Origin of the sequence: Marinobacter sp. JSM 1782161, assembly GCF_011421605.1 — a bacterium.
GTDB classification, from domain to species: Bacteria; Pseudomonadota; Gammaproteobacteria; order Pseudomonadales; family Oleiphilaceae; genus Marinobacter_A; species Marinobacter_A bohaiensis.
The window spans coordinates 2,201,163-2,220,002 of the sequence record NZ_WSSA01000002.1 but is presented as its reverse complement, the minus strand read 5'-3'; the positions used below and the strand labels follow the sequence as shown (position 1 = coordinate 2,220,002).

General features: G+C 60.9%; 18 protein-coding genes. 6 read left to right on the top strand and 12 right to left on the bottom strand.

Annotated elements, in window-relative coordinates; genetic code table 11:
- Positions 1-203 precede the first annotated feature (203 nt).
- Both GQB00_RS09920 and GQB00_RS09915 read left to right on the top strand, forming a co-directional pair.
- On the top strand, positions 204-1,178 hold the full coding sequence (locus GQB00_RS09920; RefSeq protein WP_228160493.1) for a porin: 975 nt from the start codon (positions 204-206) through the stop codon (positions 1,176-1,178).
- 181 nt (positions 1,179-1,359) lie between these two features.
- Positions 1,360-2,133, top strand: a complete 774-nt coding sequence (locus tag GQB00_RS09915) for a hypothetical protein (protein WP_207950654.1) — start codon at positions 1,360-1,362, stop codon at positions 2,131-2,133.
- A gap of 84 nt (positions 2,134-2,217) precedes the next feature.
- Here GQB00_RS09915 and GQB00_RS09910 read toward each other — a convergent pair whose 3' ends face one another.
- Complete coding sequence (locus GQB00_RS09910; protein WP_165856098.1) at positions 2,218-3,162, bottom strand: homocysteine S-methyltransferase family protein; 945 nt, start codon at positions 3,160-3,162, stop codon at positions 2,218-2,220.
- Positions 3,163-3,812: 650 nt separating this feature from the next.
- Here GQB00_RS09910 and GQB00_RS09905 point away from each other — a divergent pair.
- Positions 3,813-5,435, top strand: a complete 1,623-nt coding sequence (locus tag GQB00_RS09905; protein ID WP_165856097.1) for an arylsulfatase — start codon at positions 3,813-3,815, stop codon at positions 5,433-5,435.
- A gap of 207 nt (positions 5,436-5,642) precedes the next feature.
- Here the strand turns inward: GQB00_RS09905 and GQB00_RS09900 are convergent, their stop codons facing one another.
- Complete coding sequence (locus GQB00_RS09900; protein WP_111494166.1) at positions 5,643-6,476, bottom strand: oxidoreductase; 834 nt, start codon at positions 6,474-6,476, stop codon at positions 5,643-5,645.
- A 182-nt stretch (positions 6,477-6,658) separates the two neighbouring features.
- Here GQB00_RS09900 and GQB00_RS09895 point away from each other — a divergent pair, with 182 nt between their 5' ends.
- The gene (locus GQB00_RS09895) at positions 6,659-7,609 is read left to right on the top strand and encodes an AraC family transcriptional regulator (protein WP_165856096.1); all 951 of its coding nucleotides are present in this window, start codon (positions 6,659-6,661) and stop codon (positions 7,607-7,609) included.
- A gap of 37 nt (positions 7,610-7,646) precedes the next feature.
- Here GQB00_RS09895 and GQB00_RS09890 read toward each other — a convergent pair whose 3' ends face one another.
- From GQB00_RS09890 to GQB00_RS09870, 5 genes are all read right to left on the bottom strand, one after another.
- Entirely contained in the window at positions 7,647-7,814 is a 168-nt protein-coding gene (locus GQB00_RS09890; RefSeq protein WP_111494170.1) for a DUF1289 domain-containing protein, read from the bottom strand.
- Positions 7,815-8,180 carry a hypothetical protein gene (locus GQB00_RS09885; protein WP_165856095.1) on the bottom strand — a complete coding sequence of 122 codons (366 nt, stop codon included), beginning with the start codon at positions 8,178-8,180 and terminating at the stop codon, positions 7,815-7,817.
- Positions 8,177-8,884, bottom strand: coding sequence for an HAD-IA family hydrolase (locus GQB00_RS09880; RefSeq protein WP_165856094.1), 708 nt, complete (start codon positions 8,882-8,884; stop codon positions 8,177-8,179). Before GQB00_RS09880 ends, GQB00_RS09885 begins: the two co-directional genes overlap by 4 nt.
- A gap of 115 nt (positions 8,885-8,999) precedes the next feature.
- On the bottom strand, positions 9,000-9,689 hold the full coding sequence (locus GQB00_RS09875) for an aspartate/glutamate racemase family protein (protein WP_165856093.1): 690 nt from the start codon (positions 9,687-9,689) through the stop codon (positions 9,000-9,002).
- Positions 9,690-9,857: 168 nt separating this feature from the next.
- The gene (locus tag GQB00_RS09870; RefSeq protein WP_165856092.1) at positions 9,858-10,790 is read right to left on the bottom strand and encodes a LysR family transcriptional regulator; all 933 of its coding nucleotides are present in this window, start codon (positions 10,788-10,790) and stop codon (positions 9,858-9,860) included.
- 119 nt (positions 10,791-10,909) lie between these two features.
- Here GQB00_RS09870 and GQB00_RS09865 point away from each other — a divergent pair, with 119 nt between their 5' ends.
- Complete coding sequence (locus GQB00_RS09865) at positions 10,910-11,947, top strand: zinc-binding alcohol dehydrogenase family protein (RefSeq protein ID WP_165856091.1); 1,038 nt, start codon at positions 10,910-10,912, stop codon at positions 11,945-11,947.
- A 52-nt stretch (positions 11,948-11,999) separates the two neighbouring features.
- On the opposite strand, the gene GQB00_RS09860 is transcribed toward GQB00_RS09865, so the two are convergent.
- Positions 12,000-13,085, bottom strand: coding sequence for an aldo/keto reductase (locus GQB00_RS09860; RefSeq protein ID WP_165856090.1), 1,086 nt, complete (start codon positions 13,083-13,085; stop codon positions 12,000-12,002).
- A 214-nt stretch (positions 13,086-13,299) separates the two neighbouring features.
- Here GQB00_RS09860 and GQB00_RS09855 point away from each other — a divergent pair, with 214 nt between their 5' ends.
- The gene (locus GQB00_RS09855; protein WP_165856089.1) at positions 13,300-14,232 is read left to right on the top strand and encodes an AraC family transcriptional regulator; all 933 of its coding nucleotides are present in this window, start codon (positions 13,300-13,302) and stop codon (positions 14,230-14,232) included.
- Between the two features lie 47 nt (positions 14,233-14,279).
- Here GQB00_RS09855 and GQB00_RS09850 read toward each other — a convergent pair whose 3' ends face one another.
- From GQB00_RS09850 to GQB00_RS09835, 4 genes are read right to left on the bottom strand one after another with little or no spacing between them, the layout of a single operon-like run.
- Positions 14,280-15,494, bottom strand: coding sequence for a hypothetical protein (locus GQB00_RS09850; RefSeq protein WP_165856088.1), 1,215 nt, complete (start codon positions 15,492-15,494; stop codon positions 14,280-14,282).
- The gene (locus tag GQB00_RS09845) at positions 15,491-16,780 is read right to left on the bottom strand and encodes an ATP-grasp domain-containing protein (protein ID WP_165856087.1); all 1,290 of its coding nucleotides are present in this window, start codon (positions 16,778-16,780) and stop codon (positions 15,491-15,493) included. The genes GQB00_RS09850 and GQB00_RS09845 overlap by 4 nt, the downstream gene beginning before the upstream one ends.
- The gene (locus GQB00_RS09840) at positions 16,777-17,787 is read right to left on the bottom strand and encodes a KamA family radical SAM protein (RefSeq protein ID WP_165856086.1); all 1,011 of its coding nucleotides are present in this window, start codon (positions 17,785-17,787) and stop codon (positions 16,777-16,779) included. The genes GQB00_RS09845 and GQB00_RS09840 overlap by 4 nt, the downstream gene beginning before the upstream one ends.
- Before the next feature lies 1 nt (position 17,788).
- The gene (locus GQB00_RS09835; RefSeq protein ID WP_165856085.1) at positions 17,789-18,808 is read right to left on the bottom strand and encodes a C-terminal binding protein; all 1,020 of its coding nucleotides are present in this window, start codon (positions 18,806-18,808) and stop codon (positions 17,789-17,791) included.
- Between the last annotated feature and the right edge of the window lie 32 nt (positions 18,809-18,840).

The following is an 18,840-nucleotide window of genomic DNA, read 5'->3' as shown; positions in this document are numbered from 1 at the left end:
GACGCGTAACTGCAACCTGCCCGTCATCATCCGCCGCCTAGGATAGCGCCTCCTGCCCCGAACCCTGCGTGTCGTGTCTGACGCCAAATCGCCAAGAAACGGTCATGAAACTGTCATTGATGTCCTCAATATTAGACCGGTCTGTTATAGACGCCAATCAAGCGATTATGGAGTACACGACAATGCAAAAGAAGCTGCTAGCCTTGGCTGTAGGTTCATTCATCACCTTTCCCGCGGTCGCGCTGGCTGACAACGGTCCGATTGTCTACGGCAAAGTGAACGTCAGCTACGAGAACATCGACGACGGCACTGCCGACGACTGGGAGCTGCGTAGCAACGCCTCGCGCCTGGGCGTAAAGGGCGATCTCGACCTGGACGTAAATGACCTGAAGGCGGTGTACAAGGCGGAATTCGAGATTTCCGTCGATGACGGTGACAAGGACGGAGAAACCTTCAGCCAGCGCAACATCTACGGCGGTTTTGCCCATGCCAGGCTGGGTACGCTGATTGCCGGTAAGTTTGATTCCCCGCTCAAGGCGGCCCAGGGCGACGTCGATCAGTTCGGCGACCTGGAAGGCGACCTGAAAAACATCATGGGTGGCGACGAGCGCCTGAGTAACATCGTGCAGTACTCCACACCAGAATTCGCGGATGCGATCACGGTCAACGTGGCGGTCATTCCTGGCGAGGAAGCCGGCACCGAAGACGAGGACGGCCCGGCCGATTCGGTCTCCAGCTCCATCGTGTTCGACAACGACATGCTTTACGCCGCCCTGGCATACGACTCCGAAGTCGAGACCACGCTGTACGACTACGGCGACGACGTGAAAGCCGATACCCTGCGCGCCGCCGCCGGCCTGAAGATGGACGCATTCGAACTGGGTGCCCTGTTCCAGCAGTCCGAAAGCTCGGACGACATCGGTGGCGTGTCCTATGAGGACACCGCGTACCTGGTCAGCGGTGCCTACAAGATCAACCGCCTCAAGCTCAAGGCCCAGTACGGTATGAACGACCTGGACCAGACCGACGACGAGCTGACCCTGATGGCTTTGGGCGCCGACTACAAGGTCGGTGATGGCAGCAAGGTCTTCGCTTACTACTCCAAGGTGGAAGCCGACGACAGTGATCTGGAAGACACCGCCTTCGGTGTGGGCTTCCAGCACAAGTTCTCGATGTAACCATCGGTTCCGTATCTTGAGTTAACTCTTTGCCGGGGCTCTTGTCCCGGCTTTTTGTTATGTGATCAATCATCCACAGACCGGGTGGTGGTCCGGCAACGCCGGGGCATGCGCCATCGCCGAATCTACAGTAACCGTGCGGGCAGCCGATAACCGATTAAACTCCACGGGAGCATCAAGGATGAGCATCGACGCCCTCACTTCGATCCTGGGAACGCAGAAGCTGTTCGACAACGGCCAGGCGCGTGTCGCCGAGACGGGAAATATCGACACGGAGCAGGTGGCGGAGCAGGTTGCTGCGGCGATCTATCACCAACAGGATCCGGAGATGCCGGATACCTACGACAAGCCTCAGATGAAGGTGTACATATCTGAATCGCCCGAGGCCATGAATGCGCGCTACAACCGACTGATGGAACTCTATGGGCATGGCATCGCCGCCGTTTCGGTGGATCTGGAAGCCGGCTACCTGGACGCGATGGAGCGTATGCCGGAAGCCGTCAGGGACCTGGATTGGGGATTCTCGTTGCGTGACGGCAAGCTGGAAATCATGGAAGGCTCGGATTCATTGACGACGGGAGAGCGCATCCAGATCCACGCCGCGTTGAGGGACGCCGGCGTCGAGTATGCGGCGCAGCCCGTTGCCGATGCGGTCATCGAAATGATCGAGGTTGAGCGCGGCCTGTCCGGGCTGAGTAAGGGCATTGGCCAGTACGATGTGAACCCCTCCAATTTTTCCGAGATCGTGGATCTGCGTCGCTACGTGGAGGAACACCTGCCGGGCGGCAAGTACGGGAAGGGGCGGGTCAATCCCTTTGACGTCGAAGGTCGCTATTTCCTGGGCGGGCATGCCATGATGGATCAGATCGTTGTGAAGGCTGACAGTACGTATTTCGGCGACCAGAGTGTCCTCATCAGGGATTACGGCGAGGACGCCGGCGATTCTCCGCCCTGACCGATATCGCCCAGGCGGCTGGGAGAGCCGGAACGGCTGGCGAGCCGGCCGCTTGTTGCCTGGGTTGATGGTGTGATCACTGGCTCAAGCCGCCAGCACCGCCCTGCAAATCGCCTCCACATGCCGCTGGTCGGTACCGCAGCAGCCGCCGAACACGTTGAGATTGGGCAGCAGGCGGCGCACGTCACTGTATTGCCGGGCCAGTTCTTCCGGATGGCCTTCGTCCAGTGCCGTTGCCTCGTCGAGTTCGGCGTGGCTCTTGGCCGACGCGTTGGCGCGCAGGCCGCGAAGGCGGGACCGCCAGCCGCCTCCGGTTTCCAGAGTGGTCATGAAATGCGTGGGATGGGCGCAGTTGATCATGTAGTAGATGGGCCCGTTCCCGGTGGCCTCGTCCACTTCTTCGATGGCTTCACCCAGGGGTTTGCCGCTGGGCAGTTTCCCGTCCGTCTCCACAGTGAATGACAACACCACCGGCATACCCACGGCCATTGCGCCTCGGGCGATGCCGATGGCTTCGCCGGTGTGGGTCATGGTGATGCCGGTCACCAGGTCGGCACCGGCATCCCGGAAGACGGTGATCTGGGGCAGGTGGTAGGTCTTCGCCTCGCTGTCGGTCATGAACGCATCGGGGCTGTAACCGTCGCCCCGGGGGCCAACGCAGCCACTGATCACGATCGGCGTCTGTCGGGTCTCATACGTTTGCCGCACCTCATACAGCAGGGCAATGGCCTGGCTGTTGGCCTCAGCGAGTTGTTCGGCGGAGTAACGGAGCCTGTCGCCCCAGTCCGAGCTGGCCCGCCAGGTGGCGCTCTCGAGGATGCAGCCGACGTCGTACTTGCGGGCCAGCGCGGCGTAGGTCTCGAAATAGCGGCGCAGGGCGGCTTTGCCCTGGGGCGATTGCAGTAGGTCGAAGGCGGCGAAGCAGGGCAGTTCCAGCCCGTCGTGGAAAATGAGCGTGGTCTCGATGCCGCCGTCGGTCAGGAACACGTCGCCGGAAAGCTGGGGCAGGGCGTTGAGGTATTTGGCCATGGTCACCTCCGTTCCCGGTAACCGGTGACTCTGAATCGTTTGCCCGTCCCTGTGCGTGAGTGCCTGCAATCCCGCGCCTTCCTGGCAGTATCAGCACTCGTGATCCGCAGGGGAAATAACTTGGAGGCGTAAGTCGCAGCTTTGTTATAGGAATACGCTTCCAAATGGCGGAGGAGCGCACGCTGACGTTCTTCGTGACGATCCAGGCGGCGCGGCGCGTTGATTGCAGCGTCGCTCCTGATGGCGCCTCCAGCATTGCGCATCGACCAGATTGCACTACTCTGGAATGCGAGACCTGCAAGTGTTTCTTGAGGAACCGTTTCACCCCGGTTTCGATCCGGCAGTTGTAGTTGTTGCCAGTGACTGGCTCGAGCCGTTGCCTGTCGAACGTCTTCGAGGAAAGGCCTTTCGGTGGGCACAACGGTTTGGGCGCTCTCTGTTCCTGCCCGTCTGGGCGTCCAGCCCAACCGTGTTTCACCCGCGTATTTTCCGGTCGTTGCCCAGGGCGCATGATTCCCGTCAGCGCCCCGGCGACGGTCGGGACGGATGCGAGGGCCTGTCTTGCAGCACGACCTGGCTGAGCCAGGTGCCATGATATAGCGGCCGAGGGAGCAGTTCGCGCCGTCTTCACAGCGAAAGTTGGAGGCGTTATGAATCTGTACTTAGGGAAGGGCCGGGAACGCGTGTGGACGATGATCGCCGCGTTGCTGATCCTGGGAAGCGGGACAGCCTTCGCGGCGCAGCAGGAGAAACCGAATATCCTTGTGCTGTGGGGCGACGACATTGGCTACTGGAACATCAGCCATAACAGCCACGGCATGATGGGCTACCCGACGCCCAACATCGACCGCATTGCCGAGGAAGGCATTGCTTTTACGGACTACTACGGCCAGCAGAGCTGTACTGCCGGCCGCGCCGCGTTCATTGGCGGTAACGTGCCGGTACGGACCGGCATGACCAAGGTTGGTCTGCCGGGGGCGAAAGAGGGCTGGCAGAAGACCGACGTGACGATGGCCACGGTGCTCAAGAGCCAGGGCTACGCCACCGGCCAGTTCGGCAAGAACCACCAGGGTGACCGCAACGAGCACCTGCCCACCGTGCACGGGTTCGATGAGTTCTTCGGCAACCTCTATCACCTGAACGCCGAGGAGGAGCCGGAACACGAGGACTATCCCGGCGACATGAAACTCGCCAACGGCAAAACCTTCCGTGAACAGTTTGGTCCGCGCGGTGTGCTGCACTGCTACGCCACCGAGGAAACCAACAACACCGAAGATCCCCGTTTCGGCGTCTGGGGCAAGCAGACCTGCGAAGATACCGGCCCGCTGACCCGCAAGCGCATGGAGACCGTCGACGACGAGACCTCCGAGCGCGCCATGGAGTTCATCAAGGAAAAGACCGATGCTGGCGAACCCTGGTTCGTGTGGTGGAACGGTACGCGCATGCACTTCCGCACCCACGTCCGGGAGGAGCACCGCCACAAAGGGAACGACGAGTACACCGACGGCATGATCGAGCACGACGCCACCGTCGGCCAGTTCCTGACCCTGCTGGACGAGCTGGACATCGCCGACAACACCATCGTGTTCTACTCCACCGACAACGGCCCGCACTTCAACACCTGGCCGGACGCCGGCAACACGCCGTTCCGGGGTGAGAAGAACTCGAACTGGGAGGGTGCCTACCGGGTGCCGGCCTTCGTACGCTGGCCCGGCGAGTTTCAGGAGGGCGTCACCCTTAATGGCCTGGTCTCCCACGAAGACTGGTTGCCCACCTTTGCCGCTGCGGCCGGCGCCGCGGACATCAAGGAACAGCTGCGTGACGGCGTGACCCTGGACGGGCGCGACTACAAGAACTACATCGACGGCTACAACATGCTCGACTACTTCAGCGGCAACGCCGAGGCATCGCCGCGCTCGGAGTTCTGGTACGTCAATGACGACGGCAACGTGGTGGCGGCCCGCTACGACGACTGGAAAGTCGTTTTCCTGGAAAACCGGGGTGAGGCCTTCGGCGTCTGGCAGGAGCCGTTTGTCGAGCTCCGTGTACCGCAGATCTTCAATCTCCGTCGGGACCCGTTCGAAAAGGCCCAGCACAACGCCAACGTCTATTACGACTGGCTGCTGGACCACGCGTTCGTCATCGTGCCGATCCAGGGCCTGGCGGCGGAGTTCCTGAAAACCATGCAGGAATTCCCGCCCAGCCAGTCGCCGGGCTCGTTCAACCTGAGCTCGATCGAGGAGAAACTGAGCAGCATGCAGGGCTCGCATTAGATCGGCGGTCGATGCGGACGGGCTTGTGGCCGCAGTCCCCCAGGCCCGTCCTGCACGCCCCGCATCAGCGGGTGAGGGGGGCGTGCTATCCCGGCGCTATCCAAGCGTTTCCGAAAAGCCCCATCACGGGATCCGGGCACGGTCGAACGCGTGGGGGCAGACGGCTGTGTGTAAACACAAACGGTAACGGCCGGGATCGTCATGGAGTCAACCATCCGTCGAGACCGTCAGATCTTCCCAGGCGTCGATTTCCTGTGCCATGCCGGCCAGTCGATCCCGTACCAGTTTGAGCGCGTCACTTCCCAGCAGCAGGTGAGTGGGAGGGGCGTCGGATTCAATGATATCCAGCATGGCTTTTGCGGCTTTGTTTGGATTGCCGAGCTGCTGGCCGCTTTTCTCCAGGCGGGCCTGGCGGACGGGATCAAACAGCTCATCGTAATCGGCAATCAGCCGCGGAGAGCGGCGCATGGAACGGCCTGCCCAATCGGTCCGGAAGGAGCCGGGCGCCACGGCGGTGACGTGGATGTTGAACGGTGCCAGCTCCTTGCTCAGGGTGTCTGAAATACCCTCAAGCGCGAACTTGCTCCCGCAGTAGTAGGCGATGCCGGGCATGGTGATGTACCCGCCCATCGAAGTGATGTTTATGACGTGTCCGGCCCGACGCTGACGGAAGAAGGGAAGCAGTGCCTGGGTCAACTCGACCGCGCCGAACACGTTTACCTCGAACTGTCGGCGCATCTCGTCGGTCGGCGATTCTTCCAGGATGCCTTCGTGACCATAGCCCGCGTTGTTGACCAGAACGTCAACGGGCCCGAGGGTGGTTTCGATGTCTTCCGCGACCCGGGCGATGGCCGGAGTGTCGGTCAGGTCAAGCTGACGGGCATAGGCGTTGCCCGATTCGTGGGCCTCGAAGGCTGCAACGGCGCTGGCCTGGCGCGCGGTGCCAATGACCCGGTGTCCGGCGGCCAATGCCGCCTCGGCCAGGGCCTGGCCGAACCCACTGCTGATACCGGTGATGAGAATCGTCTTGCTCTGTTGCATCGCTCTGTTCTCTGTTTGGATGGTCCGTTTCTCCCCTCCGGGAACTGGGGGCATCCTAGAGCGGCGGGTACCGCTATCGAACGCGAGATCTTCTGAGTTTGTTGCCTATTCCTATGAGCGGGATTGCCTCCCGGCCCGAAAGGCCCAGAATGAGGGCACAGAACAATCAGGAGGCAATGTGCATGAATATCGAGCCGGCCGTTGGCGACTCGCGTGCGCGACGTATGGCGTCGCTGCTCGAGTCTATGGCCCCTCGGGAAGGTTACAATCTGACGGCATTGCCCGACGTGCGGTTCCTGCGTTCGAACCGCCCTCTGGACAGAACGCCGGTGCTTTACGATCCGGGCATCGTCATCGTCTGCCAGGGGCGGAAGCGCGGCTATTGGGGAGACAGGACCTACGTCTACGATGCCCAGCACTATCTGGCTGTGTCGATTCCAGTCCCGTTCACGATGGAGACCGACGCCAGTGCCGAGAAGCCGTTGCTGGCCATCTACCTGCACCTCAACATACCGCTGGCCGCAGAGCTGCTGCTCGAGTTGGAGGAAGCCGGGATACCCGCTTCGGAGGCGCCCTGCGGCATGGTGTCATCAGAGATGGAACCGGCGTTGGAAGCCACCGTGGAGCGCTTTCTGGAAATCATGACCGCGCCCGACGACGGCCGGATTCTGGGTCCGGCGATGGTGCGTGAGATCTACTTCCGGGTGCTCACCGGCGCCCAGGGCGGGGCGATGCGGGCGGCGTTGGATATGGACGGCAACTTCGGGCGTATCTCCCGCGCTATCCGCCGTATCCACGCAGGCTATGCGACCACCCTGGACGTTCATCAGCTGGCCCAGGAAGCCCGTATGAGCGTGCCGAGCTTCCACGCGCACTTCAGGCAGGTGACGCAGACGTCGCCCATGCAGTATGTGAAGAGCGTCCGGCTGCATCAGGCCAGACTCCTGATGTTCCGGAACGGAATGACCGCAGCGGCGGCATCGGTGAGTGTCGGCTACGAGAGTTCGTCGCAGTTCAGCCGGGAGTTCAGGCGCCTTTTTGGACGGTCGCCGCGAGAAGAGGTGTCCTGGATGCGTTCATCCTTCGAGCTGCCGCCGCCGGAGTCGCCGTCCATCTACGTATCGTCTCACTGAGCCGGCTGTCAGGGACGCCCTCATAGACTGAGGCTGCCTACAGCTTCTTCAACCGCTGCTCAGCCCGCTTCGACGCCTTCATCTTCTCGGGCCGCTTCATGGATTTCCAATGGCGAATCTCGTCCCTGGTGCGACCGCAGCCGGTACAGAGTCCGCCCTTCAGCTGGCACAGGGACTGGCAGGGGTTGTCGATCTTGCTGGCCATTCAGTGCTTCACCGGCCTGGCCTCTAGGCGGCGCTCCCAGTTGCCACCGTGCACACGCTGACAGGCCTCTTCGCTGTCGAGATCGACGTGGCGCGCGATGTCGGCCGCGTCCACGCCGGCTTCGTCCAGGGCGTCGGCGGTGAGCTGGTGTATGTGCTGTTCGGCGTCGCTCTTCAGGGCGCTGGCCAGGTTGGCATCGCTGTCGAACACCCAGGTCACCACCAGGCTGTCGGGAAAGCGCTGGTAATCGACGCTGTGGGTCAGCCAGCAAAAGCCCGGGAGCAGCGGCTTGGCGTCTTCGCAGGCGTGGGTGAGCGATGCGATCAAGCGTCGCTCCATCCGGCCCTGTTCGCGCTTGCTGATCATGATTGCGCCGGTGCCGTCTGGCTGGATACGGAAGCCCGGCCCGGCACGCCCTGTACGCCCACCCCGCCATCGTCCGCGACCGCTTGCAGCCCCTCGTAGCTTGCGATGGCCGGGTGCTGGCCCGGCGTCGGGTGACTCTGGACGGCGGTGACCACCACGACGCTGGCCCCGGCCGCCACGCCGGCGTCGATGCCGGCCGGGGCGTCCTCGAACACCAGGCAATCGCCGGCGTCGACCTGCAGGCGCCCGGCGGCGATGTGGTAGGCGTCCGGCGCCGGTTTGCTGCGTTCCACATCCTCGGCGGTGATCAGCACCGAGGGCAGGGGCAGTCCGGCGGCGGCCAGGCGGCTTTCCGCCAGGGCCCGGGGCGCGGACGTGACGATGGCCCAGCGCTCGGCGGGCAGGTTGTCGAGGAAGGCGGCGGCACCGGCGATGGCTTCGACGTCCTGCACGTTCTCGATTTCCGCCCGGGTGATGCGCGCGGCTTCGGCGACGGGGTCGACGCCCGGCAGGGCCAGGCGCCGGATCGTCTCAACGGCCTGGATACCGTGGATGGTCGGCAGGAAAGCGTCCACGTCGAGGCCGTGCTCCCGCGCCCATTCAGCCCAGACGCGTTCGGCGGAGGCAATGGAGCTCAGTAGTGTGCCATCCATATCGAAAAGGAAAGCGGCATAGCGTTTTGCCGCCAGATCGGTGTGTGTCATTGGGGATGCCTCGGCAGTTATGGCTGGATGGCGGTCATGCTACGCAGGATGGATTGCAATATCGATAACGTTCATGGGCCCCGAAAGCGATCGGGGCCCACCCGCAACGGTCATGCTACAGGGCGTACTCCACCGCCTTGCGGGCATGGATCGCCGTGGTATCGAACAGCCGGACCCCGGTATCTTCCTGACTGACCAGCATGCCAATCTCGGTACAGCCAAGAATCACGGCCTCCGCGCCCCGGTCCGCAAGCCGGTCGATGATGCGCAGGTACTCGGCTTTCGATTCAGGCTTGATCGTTCCGAGACAGAGCTCTTCGTAAATGATCCTGTGGACAGTCTGACGGTCGTCTTCGTCCGGGATCTGAACATTGAGTCCGTGGTTTTCGCTCAGCCGGCCCTTGTAGAAATCCTGTTCCATGGTGAATGCGGTGCCCAGGAGGCCCACCGTCTTGATGCCGTCCTGTACCAGCGCCTCCGCCGTCGCGTCGGCGATATGGAGCAGCGGGATGTCGATGGCCTGTTCGATCTGCGGGGCAACCTTGTGCATCGTGTTCGTGCCGATGAGCAGGAAGTCGGCGCCGGCGGCCTGCACGCGCCGGGCCGCGTCTGCGAGGATCGTCGCTGTGCCGTCCCAGTCTCCCTCGTGCTGCAGCTTCTCGATGGGCTCGAAATCGACGCTGTACAGGGCGATCCGGGCGGAGTGCAGACCACCCAGAGCGTTTTTGACGCCCTCGTTGATGGCGCGGTAGTAGCCCTCCGTGCTCTCCCAGCTCATGCCTCCGAGCAGACCGATTGTTTTCATGTGACCTCCTTGTTTGGGTGGGTGCAAAGCACCGGGGCGTCTGGATGCGGATGGTCTCAAGGTACCTTGGCTCCAACGGCATGGGAAGCTGGGACGCGCGCGATGACGACGTGCAGGTCGTGTATTGCCTGCTGGAACGCCAGGCTCTCGGAGCAACCTGCGGGTGCATTATCCCCGCGAGCGTCTGATGTGGCCGTGACGGGCTAGCTCGTCCAGAATGCCGGTGCACTTTTCCCTCAGCCGGTCCCTCAACAAACGCACGGCCGGCGTGATGGACTGGCGACTGGGACAGATCAGCCAGAGTTCGGTCATGCGGGTCTGGTATTCCGGCATGATGCTGATGACGCGGCCTGCCAGCAGGTCGTCTGACATGTCGAGACAGGATTTGACCGCGATGCCCAATCCTGCCACACACCATCGACGCACCAGGTCGCCGTCATTGGACGAGCGGTTGCCGTGCATGCGCACCTTGAACCGCTGGCCCTCCTGGGTAAACGTCCAGGTATCGTGGGGGATGTCCTGCAACTGATAGAACAACCCGTTGTGGGGCGCCAGGTCGTGAGGGTGTCCGGGCCAGCCGTGCTGGTCGAGGTAGGCCTGCGTTGCGCACAACACGCCGTAGATGTCGCAGATCTTGAAGCCGAACAGGCTTGCGTCGTCCGGCGAGCCGTAACGCAGCGCCATGTCCACCGAATCCCGATAGAAATCGATGTTGCTGTCGCTGACATTCACCCGCAAGCTGAGATCGGGCTGCTCCGCCATTAGCTCGTCCAGCCAGGGAATGACCAGATTACGCCCCAGGTCCGATGATACGGCCAGCCGCAGTTCCCCCTCCACCGTCTCCCGATCATCCCGGATGTTGTGGCGTGCCAGCTCAAGCATGTGCAGCGCCTGTTCGCACTGTGGCAGATATTTCTCGCCGGCGCCTGAGAGGCGCAGTTGGCGAGTGGTGCGCACGAACAACTCGGCCCCGAGAGCTTTTTCCACCCGTTTGACGGCCGCGCTGGCGGTGGCTGTTCGCATGTCCAGACTGATGGCTGCCGCGGTGATACTGCGGAATTCGGCGACTTTGAGTACGACCTGTAAGTCTTCGAGCGTCATATTGTCAAAAGATTTTTGAGAATGTTTCAGTGATTCGGCTGTTTTTGAAAGTCTAATCCAGCGCCACACTGACGACCATCGATTCCTCGAACACTCGCGACCAAACAGGAGGTCACCCGATGAAAGCGATTGGCTATACCCAGGCACTGCCGATTACCGAGGCGGAATCGCTGTTTGATATTGAGCTGCCCCAGCCCTTGGCCGAGGGCCGTGATTTACTGGTTCAGGTGAAGGCGATTGCCGTCAATCCGGTGGATTACAAGATCCGCCAGAGAGCGCCGGCCGAGGAGGGACAGTACAAGGTGATTGGTTGGGACGCGGTGGGTGAGGTGGTGGCCACCGGATCTGACGTCACCGGGTTCCAGCCGGGGGACACGGTGTACTACGCCGGCGACGTGACTCGTCCCGGCTGCAACGCCGAGTATCAGCTCGTTGACGAGCGCATCGTCGGCCACAAACCGAAGAGCCTGTCTGATGCCGATGCCGCGGCTCTGCCGCTGACCACCATTACCGCGTGGGAGTTGCTGTTCGAACACCTGGAACTGGCACGGCAGGCGCCCGGCGCCTCGGCGAGCTCGGACGACGTCCTTCTGGTCGTGGGCGCGGCCGGTGGCGTCGGCTCCATATTGATCCAACTGGCCAAGACGCTGACCGGGGCCACCGTCATTGCCACGGCCTCACGGGAAGCATCCCGCAACTGGGTCAAAGACCTGGGAGCGGATGTCGTCGTGGATCATAGCGAGCCGCTGAAACCGCAGATCGATGCCCTGATCGACGCCGGCAGGATCGAGGCCGTGACGCATGTGGCGAGTCTCAACGCCACCGATCGGTACTTTGAGAGCTACGTGGATGTGCTCGTACCGTTCGGGCGCATCGCCTTTATCGACGACCCGGCTGCGCTGGACGTCATGAAGATCAAACCCAAGAGCCTCTCGCTGCATATCGAGTTCATGTTTGCCCGCTCCATGCACCAGTCCCGCGACATGCAGGCCCAGCACGAGCTGCTCGAACAGGTCGCGGATCTGGTGGACCGGGGTTACATCCGGACCACGACCGGCAAGCACCTGGGCCGGATCAATGCTGAGAACCTCAAGGCCGCACACGCCGAACTGGAGTCCGGGCGTGCGGTGGGCAAGATCGTGTTGGAGGGATTCTAGACGTCGATCGTCGGGGCGCCCCCGGGGGAAGGGACCGGGGGCGCCTCGGACCTCACCCTTTCATGTGGGCGCGGTACTCTCCCTGACGTTCCAGCATCCAGCCCGGGTACTCGGCGGGCAAGCGGCTGACCTCATCCAGGGCAGCCAGTTCGTCGTCGGAGAAGCGGATCTGCGCCGCGCGGATGTTGTCCTGCAGCTGATCCACCCGCTTGGCGCCGACGATGACGCTGCTCACCGCGTTCTGGTGCAGCAGCCAGGCGAGGGCGGTCTGCGCCACACTGACCGACTGCCCGCCCAGGGTTTTGCCGGCGGCGATCTCGCGCAGGACCGCGATGATCTCGCTACCCCGCTCCCGGTTCACCGGTGGGAAGTCGAACTTGGCGCGGCGGTTTTCCGCGGAGGCGTCCGGCCCCTCGTATTTGCCCGATAGATAACCACCGGCCAGCGGGCTCCACACCATCAGGCCGATGTTTTCGGATTCCAGCATGGGAATCACTTCCCGCTCCAGGTCCCGACCCACCAGCGTGTAATAGGCCTGCAGCGACAGGATCGGACAAAGCTGGCGGGCCCGGGCGATGCCCACGGCTTTCATCACCTGCCAGGCGGCCCAGTTCGACAGGCCGATGTAGCGGATATGGCCGTGCCGGACCAGAGTGTCCAGCGCCTCCAGGGTTTCCTCGATGGGCGTGGCTGGGTCAAACCCGTGGATCTGGTACAGGTCGATGTAGTCGGTCTGCAGACGCTGCAGGCTGGCCTTGCACTCGTTCATGATATGGCCGCGGGACGCGCCCCGGGCGTTGGGGCCGGCGCCCATCGGGCCCAGCACCTTGGTCGCCAGGACCACGTCCTCGCGACGCACCCCGAGGTTTTTCAGCGACTGGCCGACGATGCGCTCGCTGTTGCCGCCGCCATAGACATTGGCGGTGTCGATGAAGTTGATGCCCGCCTCCAGGGCGGTTTTCACCAGCTCGTCGGCGGGCTCCTGTTGCAGCTGACCGATCAGCCCCCACATGTCGTCGCCGCCGCCGAAGGTCATGGTGCCCAGGCACAGTTCCGAAACAAACAGGCCCGAGTGGCCCAGCGTACGCAGGCGCAGGGGCGCGTCATCGGTGGATCCGGGAATATTGGGTGTCGTCATAACCATTCACCTCATCGTTGTGAAAGAACCGGTTTTGCGGAATAACCTGCCGGAGCAGGGCAGTGGGTCCATGCTACGGTGAAGTGGGTCGGGTCGGGCTGGCGGAAACTCGCAGGCGATTGCCCGATCCTATCAAGGTGGCCGCAAACCAGGGGGGCCCATGCTGCAGCGACGTGCCGGAACGCCTATCATCGAACCAGCAAAGGAGACGCCCATGACCGCCCAGCCCAATGTCATTTCGATGCAACCGGACAATCCCGCCCTGACGCAGCTCCGTGATCTTGTGGAGCGGCAATGGCTGGCCCACGGTCCGGAAACCGCGATCGACGGCTTGCGCCTGACCCGTGCCGAACAGCCCAGCGGTACCATTCGCGCCCTGTACCAGACCTCGTTCTGTATCGTGCTGCAGGGGGCCAAGGTGACGGCCATCGGGGAGACGGCGTATCACTATCGCCTGGGCGAGTGTCTGTTCGCCTCCGTCAACCTGCCGGTGAACTCCCGCATCGTGGAGGCCGCGCCCGACAAGCCGTATCTGGCGCTCAGCCTGTCCATCGATCCGGCCATGATGGCCGAGCTGTTGGTGGCCCACCCGGAAGTGGCTTACCGGGGGCCGAAACAGGCGGCACTGGTGACCGCCCCGGTGCCGGACGACCTGTACGATCCTGTCACCCGCCTGCTCCGTTTGCTGGATCAACCGGAGGATCGCGAGGTCATGGAGCCCCTGATCCGCCGGGAGATTGGCTGGCGTCTGCTGCGCTCACCGCTGGGGCCGGCCCTGCAGCAAGTCGGCATGAAAGACAGTGACACCGCCCGCATTGGTCGGGTGACCGCCTGGATGCACGCGAACTACCAGCAGCCCTTCAAAGTGGCGGAGCTGGCGGCGATGGCGAGCATGAGTCCGGCGTCGTTCCACCGGCATTTCAAAGCCATGACCCAGCTCACGCCGGTGCAATTCCAGAAGCGGGTGCGTCTGCAGGAGGCCCGGCGCCTTCTGCTCAGCGCCCATGAGGTGGCCAGTGTCGGCTACCAGGTTGGCTACGAAAGCCCGTCCCAGTTCAGTCGCGACTACCGCAAGCTGTTTGGCGCACCGCCGGGACGGGACAAGGCGGTGATGCGGTCGAACGTGGCGATTGAGAGCGAGGGGTAAGGCGGCGGACGGTCCCTGTCGGCGCGGCCTTTGGTTCGCCTGGCCGGTCAGGCCAACCGGCTGCTCCGGCTCTCCGAATTGAGAAGTTGCCAACTGATCAGATAAACAATCAGTTCAACAACAATGAAGCTCAGGAACACCACGAGCAGGAAATCCAGGTTGGCGAATGCCACGTCGATGGACGAGTAGAACAGCGTGGTGAAAAACAGTGAGGTCGCGACCGCTACATTTATGGATTTTGATTGAGAGTGATGGATGAAGTAAGCCCGGAACGCCGCCCTGAAGATAATGAATACGGGAACCAGACAGACGCCGGCCAGGGTCGCATGCCTCGATAAGGCCGAATGGAATATTTCGTCCAGCGGCAGTGTCAGCAACAGAACCCTGGACAGGAGAAGGAACGACACCGGGAATACGACGATCAAGGCCAGTATGAACAGGCCGCAGACCCGGACGCTGATGCTTTCGTGAAAGGCTTTGATCAGAATGTTTTCAAGGTCAATCAGCCCGGCGTATGAGAACGTGATGATCGAGAAGATGGCTGGCCACCAAAACAGGGCGTCATCGCCCCGTCCCGAAAAGTGGACGCAAACCACCACCAGAAAGTTGGCCGTCAAGGTGGCTGCAAATATCAGAAAGGAAGCGTAGTAGGGCCTGAAAAGTTCACTCCATGACAAACGCCGGGGCTCGAAGAACGAAAGAGCGCTGAACCGGGTTGATAGGATCAGGACGAAGGCCTCAACGTAGGCTCCCAGCACCAGGGCATAGATTGCGGCCCACTCCTCCGTGATGCCATTGACGATAAACAGATAGCAGCCAATGGTTGAGAAAAGAATCCGAATCGCGGAGGCGCCAAAGATAATCCGGGTGTTGTTCTCCAGGATGCAGACGCCCTGAAAATACCGTCTTGCGCCAACGGCCAGAAGCGATAATGAAAAGAAATGCATCAACTCCAGGAAGGCCGGAGACCTCGCGGCATAGAAGAGCTCAAGCGCCAGGTTGAAGATGGCAAAAACCAGGAGCGTTACGATGGCGGCCAGAGCAAAGGACTGGGTGGATTTGTTGGTTTTGATGACCACCGTGCAAAGCGGGAACACGAACGAATTGGCGAACATGAAGATCCCCAGGGCGACCGCGTAGTCGGCGGAGGACTCCGGGCGGAAATAGGAAAGTATCGCCGCAATAATGGGAAGTTCGATGCTTAACAGCGCACTGCTGAGTGCGCTGGGAAGCCATAGGCGGAACAGGCCGAGGGTATTCAAGATTCTGTACCGTGAGCCAGGACCGGTTCGATCGAAACGGGGGCGACCGGCTCCTGGCGATAGGGCCGGTACTGATCACGAAGCCAGAAAAAATCCCGTCTGAGATGGGTCAGGTCGTCGTTCCATAAGAGAATGCCCCCCACTTTATCCCGTATGCTTGCGGGACGAGTTTGGGCCGATGCCTCACCCACGTCCCAGGCCACCTGGTAAGGGCTTTCTATCTCGAGCGGATGGCTCGCATCGAGCCTGACACCCTCAATTTTCAGGTACCACATCCAGGCGGCGTACAGCCCGTCTATACAGTCCGGCGCTTCATACACGCCCATCTGGGCCCTGAAGTGCTGTTCTTCGATGTTGTTTCCCGTTCGCTTGTGGTGCATTTGAGGGATCCATCCCCCGGGGGCTCTCGCCGCAATTTCCAGGAAAACGAGTTCGTCATTCCGTGTGACGAAAACTTCCAGGTGAGTGGCGCCAGAAGGAGCGCCCCCCAGGGCTTCAACAACTCGGGCGTTGAACGCGACCAGCCGCGCATACATGTCCGAGTCTGAAGCGATGGGGATGCTGCCCATGGGCAGCCCTTCCAGGAAGCAGGCATTGGGGTAGGCGTTCTCGCTCACGAAGATTTCCCGGCTCTGGCCACCGACATTAACCGCGTCGATGTGGTACAGGGTGCCCTGGAGGAACTCGTCGAGTTCGTAGTTCTCCGTTGTTTCGTGCTCGCTCAGCCACGCCTCCAGCTCGGGCCTCGAGTCCAGCTTCCTGACCCCTTCGCTGCCCGCGGAATCGACGGGTTTTGCGAATACGGGATAACCCAGTTTCGCCTCGATGTGCCGCGTGTATGCAGCCGGCGATGCCTTGTACGTGACCGGATCAAAAGCCAGGTAGTGAGGCAGGCGAATCCCGGACGCGGCAAGCGACTTCTTCATGTCCAGCTTGTTGGTGTAGAGACGGATCGTGTCCGGTAACGCGCCGGTGATGCCGAAATGTTGCCGGAGGTGTGCAGCCGTGCCGAGGTGATACTCGTCGTTGCACAGAATCCGGACGTCACTCAGGTCGTTTACCGTTTTGATCGTCAGATAGCGGTGGATCTCTTCGGTGATTGACCGGAAGTCGAACGGGTCTGTGACGACGATATCGGCGAAGAACTTCTTCTGGTCATTGCCTAGATTCGACAGACCCAGCTCCCCGGTAATCAGGACTAGATCGTGCCGCGCCTCATTCGCAAGGTTCTTGAAGTCCGACCTGAACGTGACGATGTTCTGGAGAACAAAATAGAGTGGTTTCAATGTCCTTTCCCTTGAGCAATTTCATTCCAGTCGGATGTTGTAACGCGCTTGCCTTTGAAGTCGGACACGCTGCCCGAGTCGTAGGACCAGTGGTTACTCGGCACAACGACTTTGCCCGATGCGCCCGGTATGTCGATGACGTGTTGCGGAAAGGCGAGGCCTGACAGCTGATTTCTCAGGTCGGTCACGATGTTGACCTCATCGTCAAGGTCCATGACGAAACGTCGGGTCGATGTGACTTCCTGGCCGTGATAGATGTAATAGGGGCGAACGCCCAGTTCGAACAGTTTCAGGAACAGGTCTTTCAGTGTCTCCACCGAGTCATTGATGCCTTTGAGGAAAACCGTTTGGGTGATCATGATGTAACCCATGGCTTTGAGTTCCGCGATAAGCTTGATGGCTTTTGGCGTCAGCTCGTCAGGGTGGTCAATGTGTAGACTGAAATAGACCGCTTCCCGGAGCTGACTCAAATCTGCCATCAGCTTCAGGTCGACCTTGTCCGGATTCTGGAGCGGAAACCGTGTGTGGATGCGGAGCACCTTGACATGCTCGAGCTTGCTTAATTCCTCGAACAGATAACGAAGGCCTTTGGGGTTTGTGAGCGGATCGCCACCGCTTGCGATGACTTCGTAAATCGTTTCGTCGCCGGCAACGTAATCGATGATGTTGTCGATTTTTTCCTTGGTCAGTCGGCCCGCAGAATCCAGACCAACCCCGACTCGATCCTGACGTTCGCAATACCGGCAGTTGGATACACAGGTGTAGGACAGCAGAGCCAGAAGTTGGCCCTCGTACTTCTTGACGGTTCCAAAGACCGGGGTCGATGTCTTTTCATTGAGAAGGTCAACGCTGGTATCGGCTTCCAGGTTCTCCAGCTCGGGATTGAGCTGGTACATCTCCCGAATGGCCTCACTGCTCTCCATTAAATCGCGTAAGTAAGGAGTTACTTTCTCGGCAAACCTGGATTCTGTGGAGTCCTGTTCTGCTGTTGTCGCTATAACGTCCATATCATAGTCTCTCTTCGGATGTGTACAGGTGGATCGGTCGACTGCTGTTAACGAGGTTTCTGGTGGGTTTGTTGGAAAGCAGGGATAGAGCCATCTGGGCGGATTTCGTTCTCATCTCCAGAAAGGACTCTTCCGAATAGAAGGCGGAGTGGGGCGTCAGTAGAACCCGAGGATTTGATCGGAAACTGTCGGGAATATCGGGCTCTGACTCGAGAACATCGAGACCGGCGTAGGCAACCTTGTTCTGCCGGATGCCTTGCAACAGATCGTCGGAATTTATGATGGCCCCTCGGGCGGTGTTAATGAGGATGACGCCGTCGGGCATGACCTGAAAGGTGGCGTCATTGATCAGGTTCTGTGAGCTGGCATTGAGCGAACTGTTCACCGACACGATGTCGGATACCCGCGCCAGGTCATCCAGGCTTTCAAACCGAAGGACGCCCTGGGATTTTTCAACGCCGCTGGGCAGGTACGGGTCATAGAAACCGACGTTCAAACCGAACGGTTGAGCGCGTCTCGCAACGGCCTGCCCGATCCGGCCAAAGCCAACGATGCCAAGGTTGCATCCTCTGAGCCGCTTGATGGGTTTACTGACGGCCCAGTCCCATCCACCTGCACGAACATGCTCGTTTAACTCGGCGATTTTTCTGGACAGTGAGAGGAGGATCGCCATCGTATGATCGGCGACTTCCTCGGTCCCGTAATCGGGCGTGTTGAAAACCGGAATGTTCAGTTGGCGCGCCGCCTCGATATCGATGTTGTCGAAGCCCACTGCGGCTTTGATGATGCCTTTGCAGTTCGTGAATTCTGACAGCACCGCTTTATCAAAGTAGAGGGTGTCGAAGGTTGCCCAGATGATGACCGCATCGGCGGAACGCATCAGATCGGGACGGATGTCCTCGATGTGTGTTATCTGGATATGGACGATGTTGCAGCCCGCCAGCACAGAGCGCTCGACATCGGGTTCGGCAAAATGGTTTTCAGGAACTGAATCAATGATCAGAACGTTCGGAGTTTGCACATCAAATCCTTTTTAGTGCTCGTTTCAGAGGT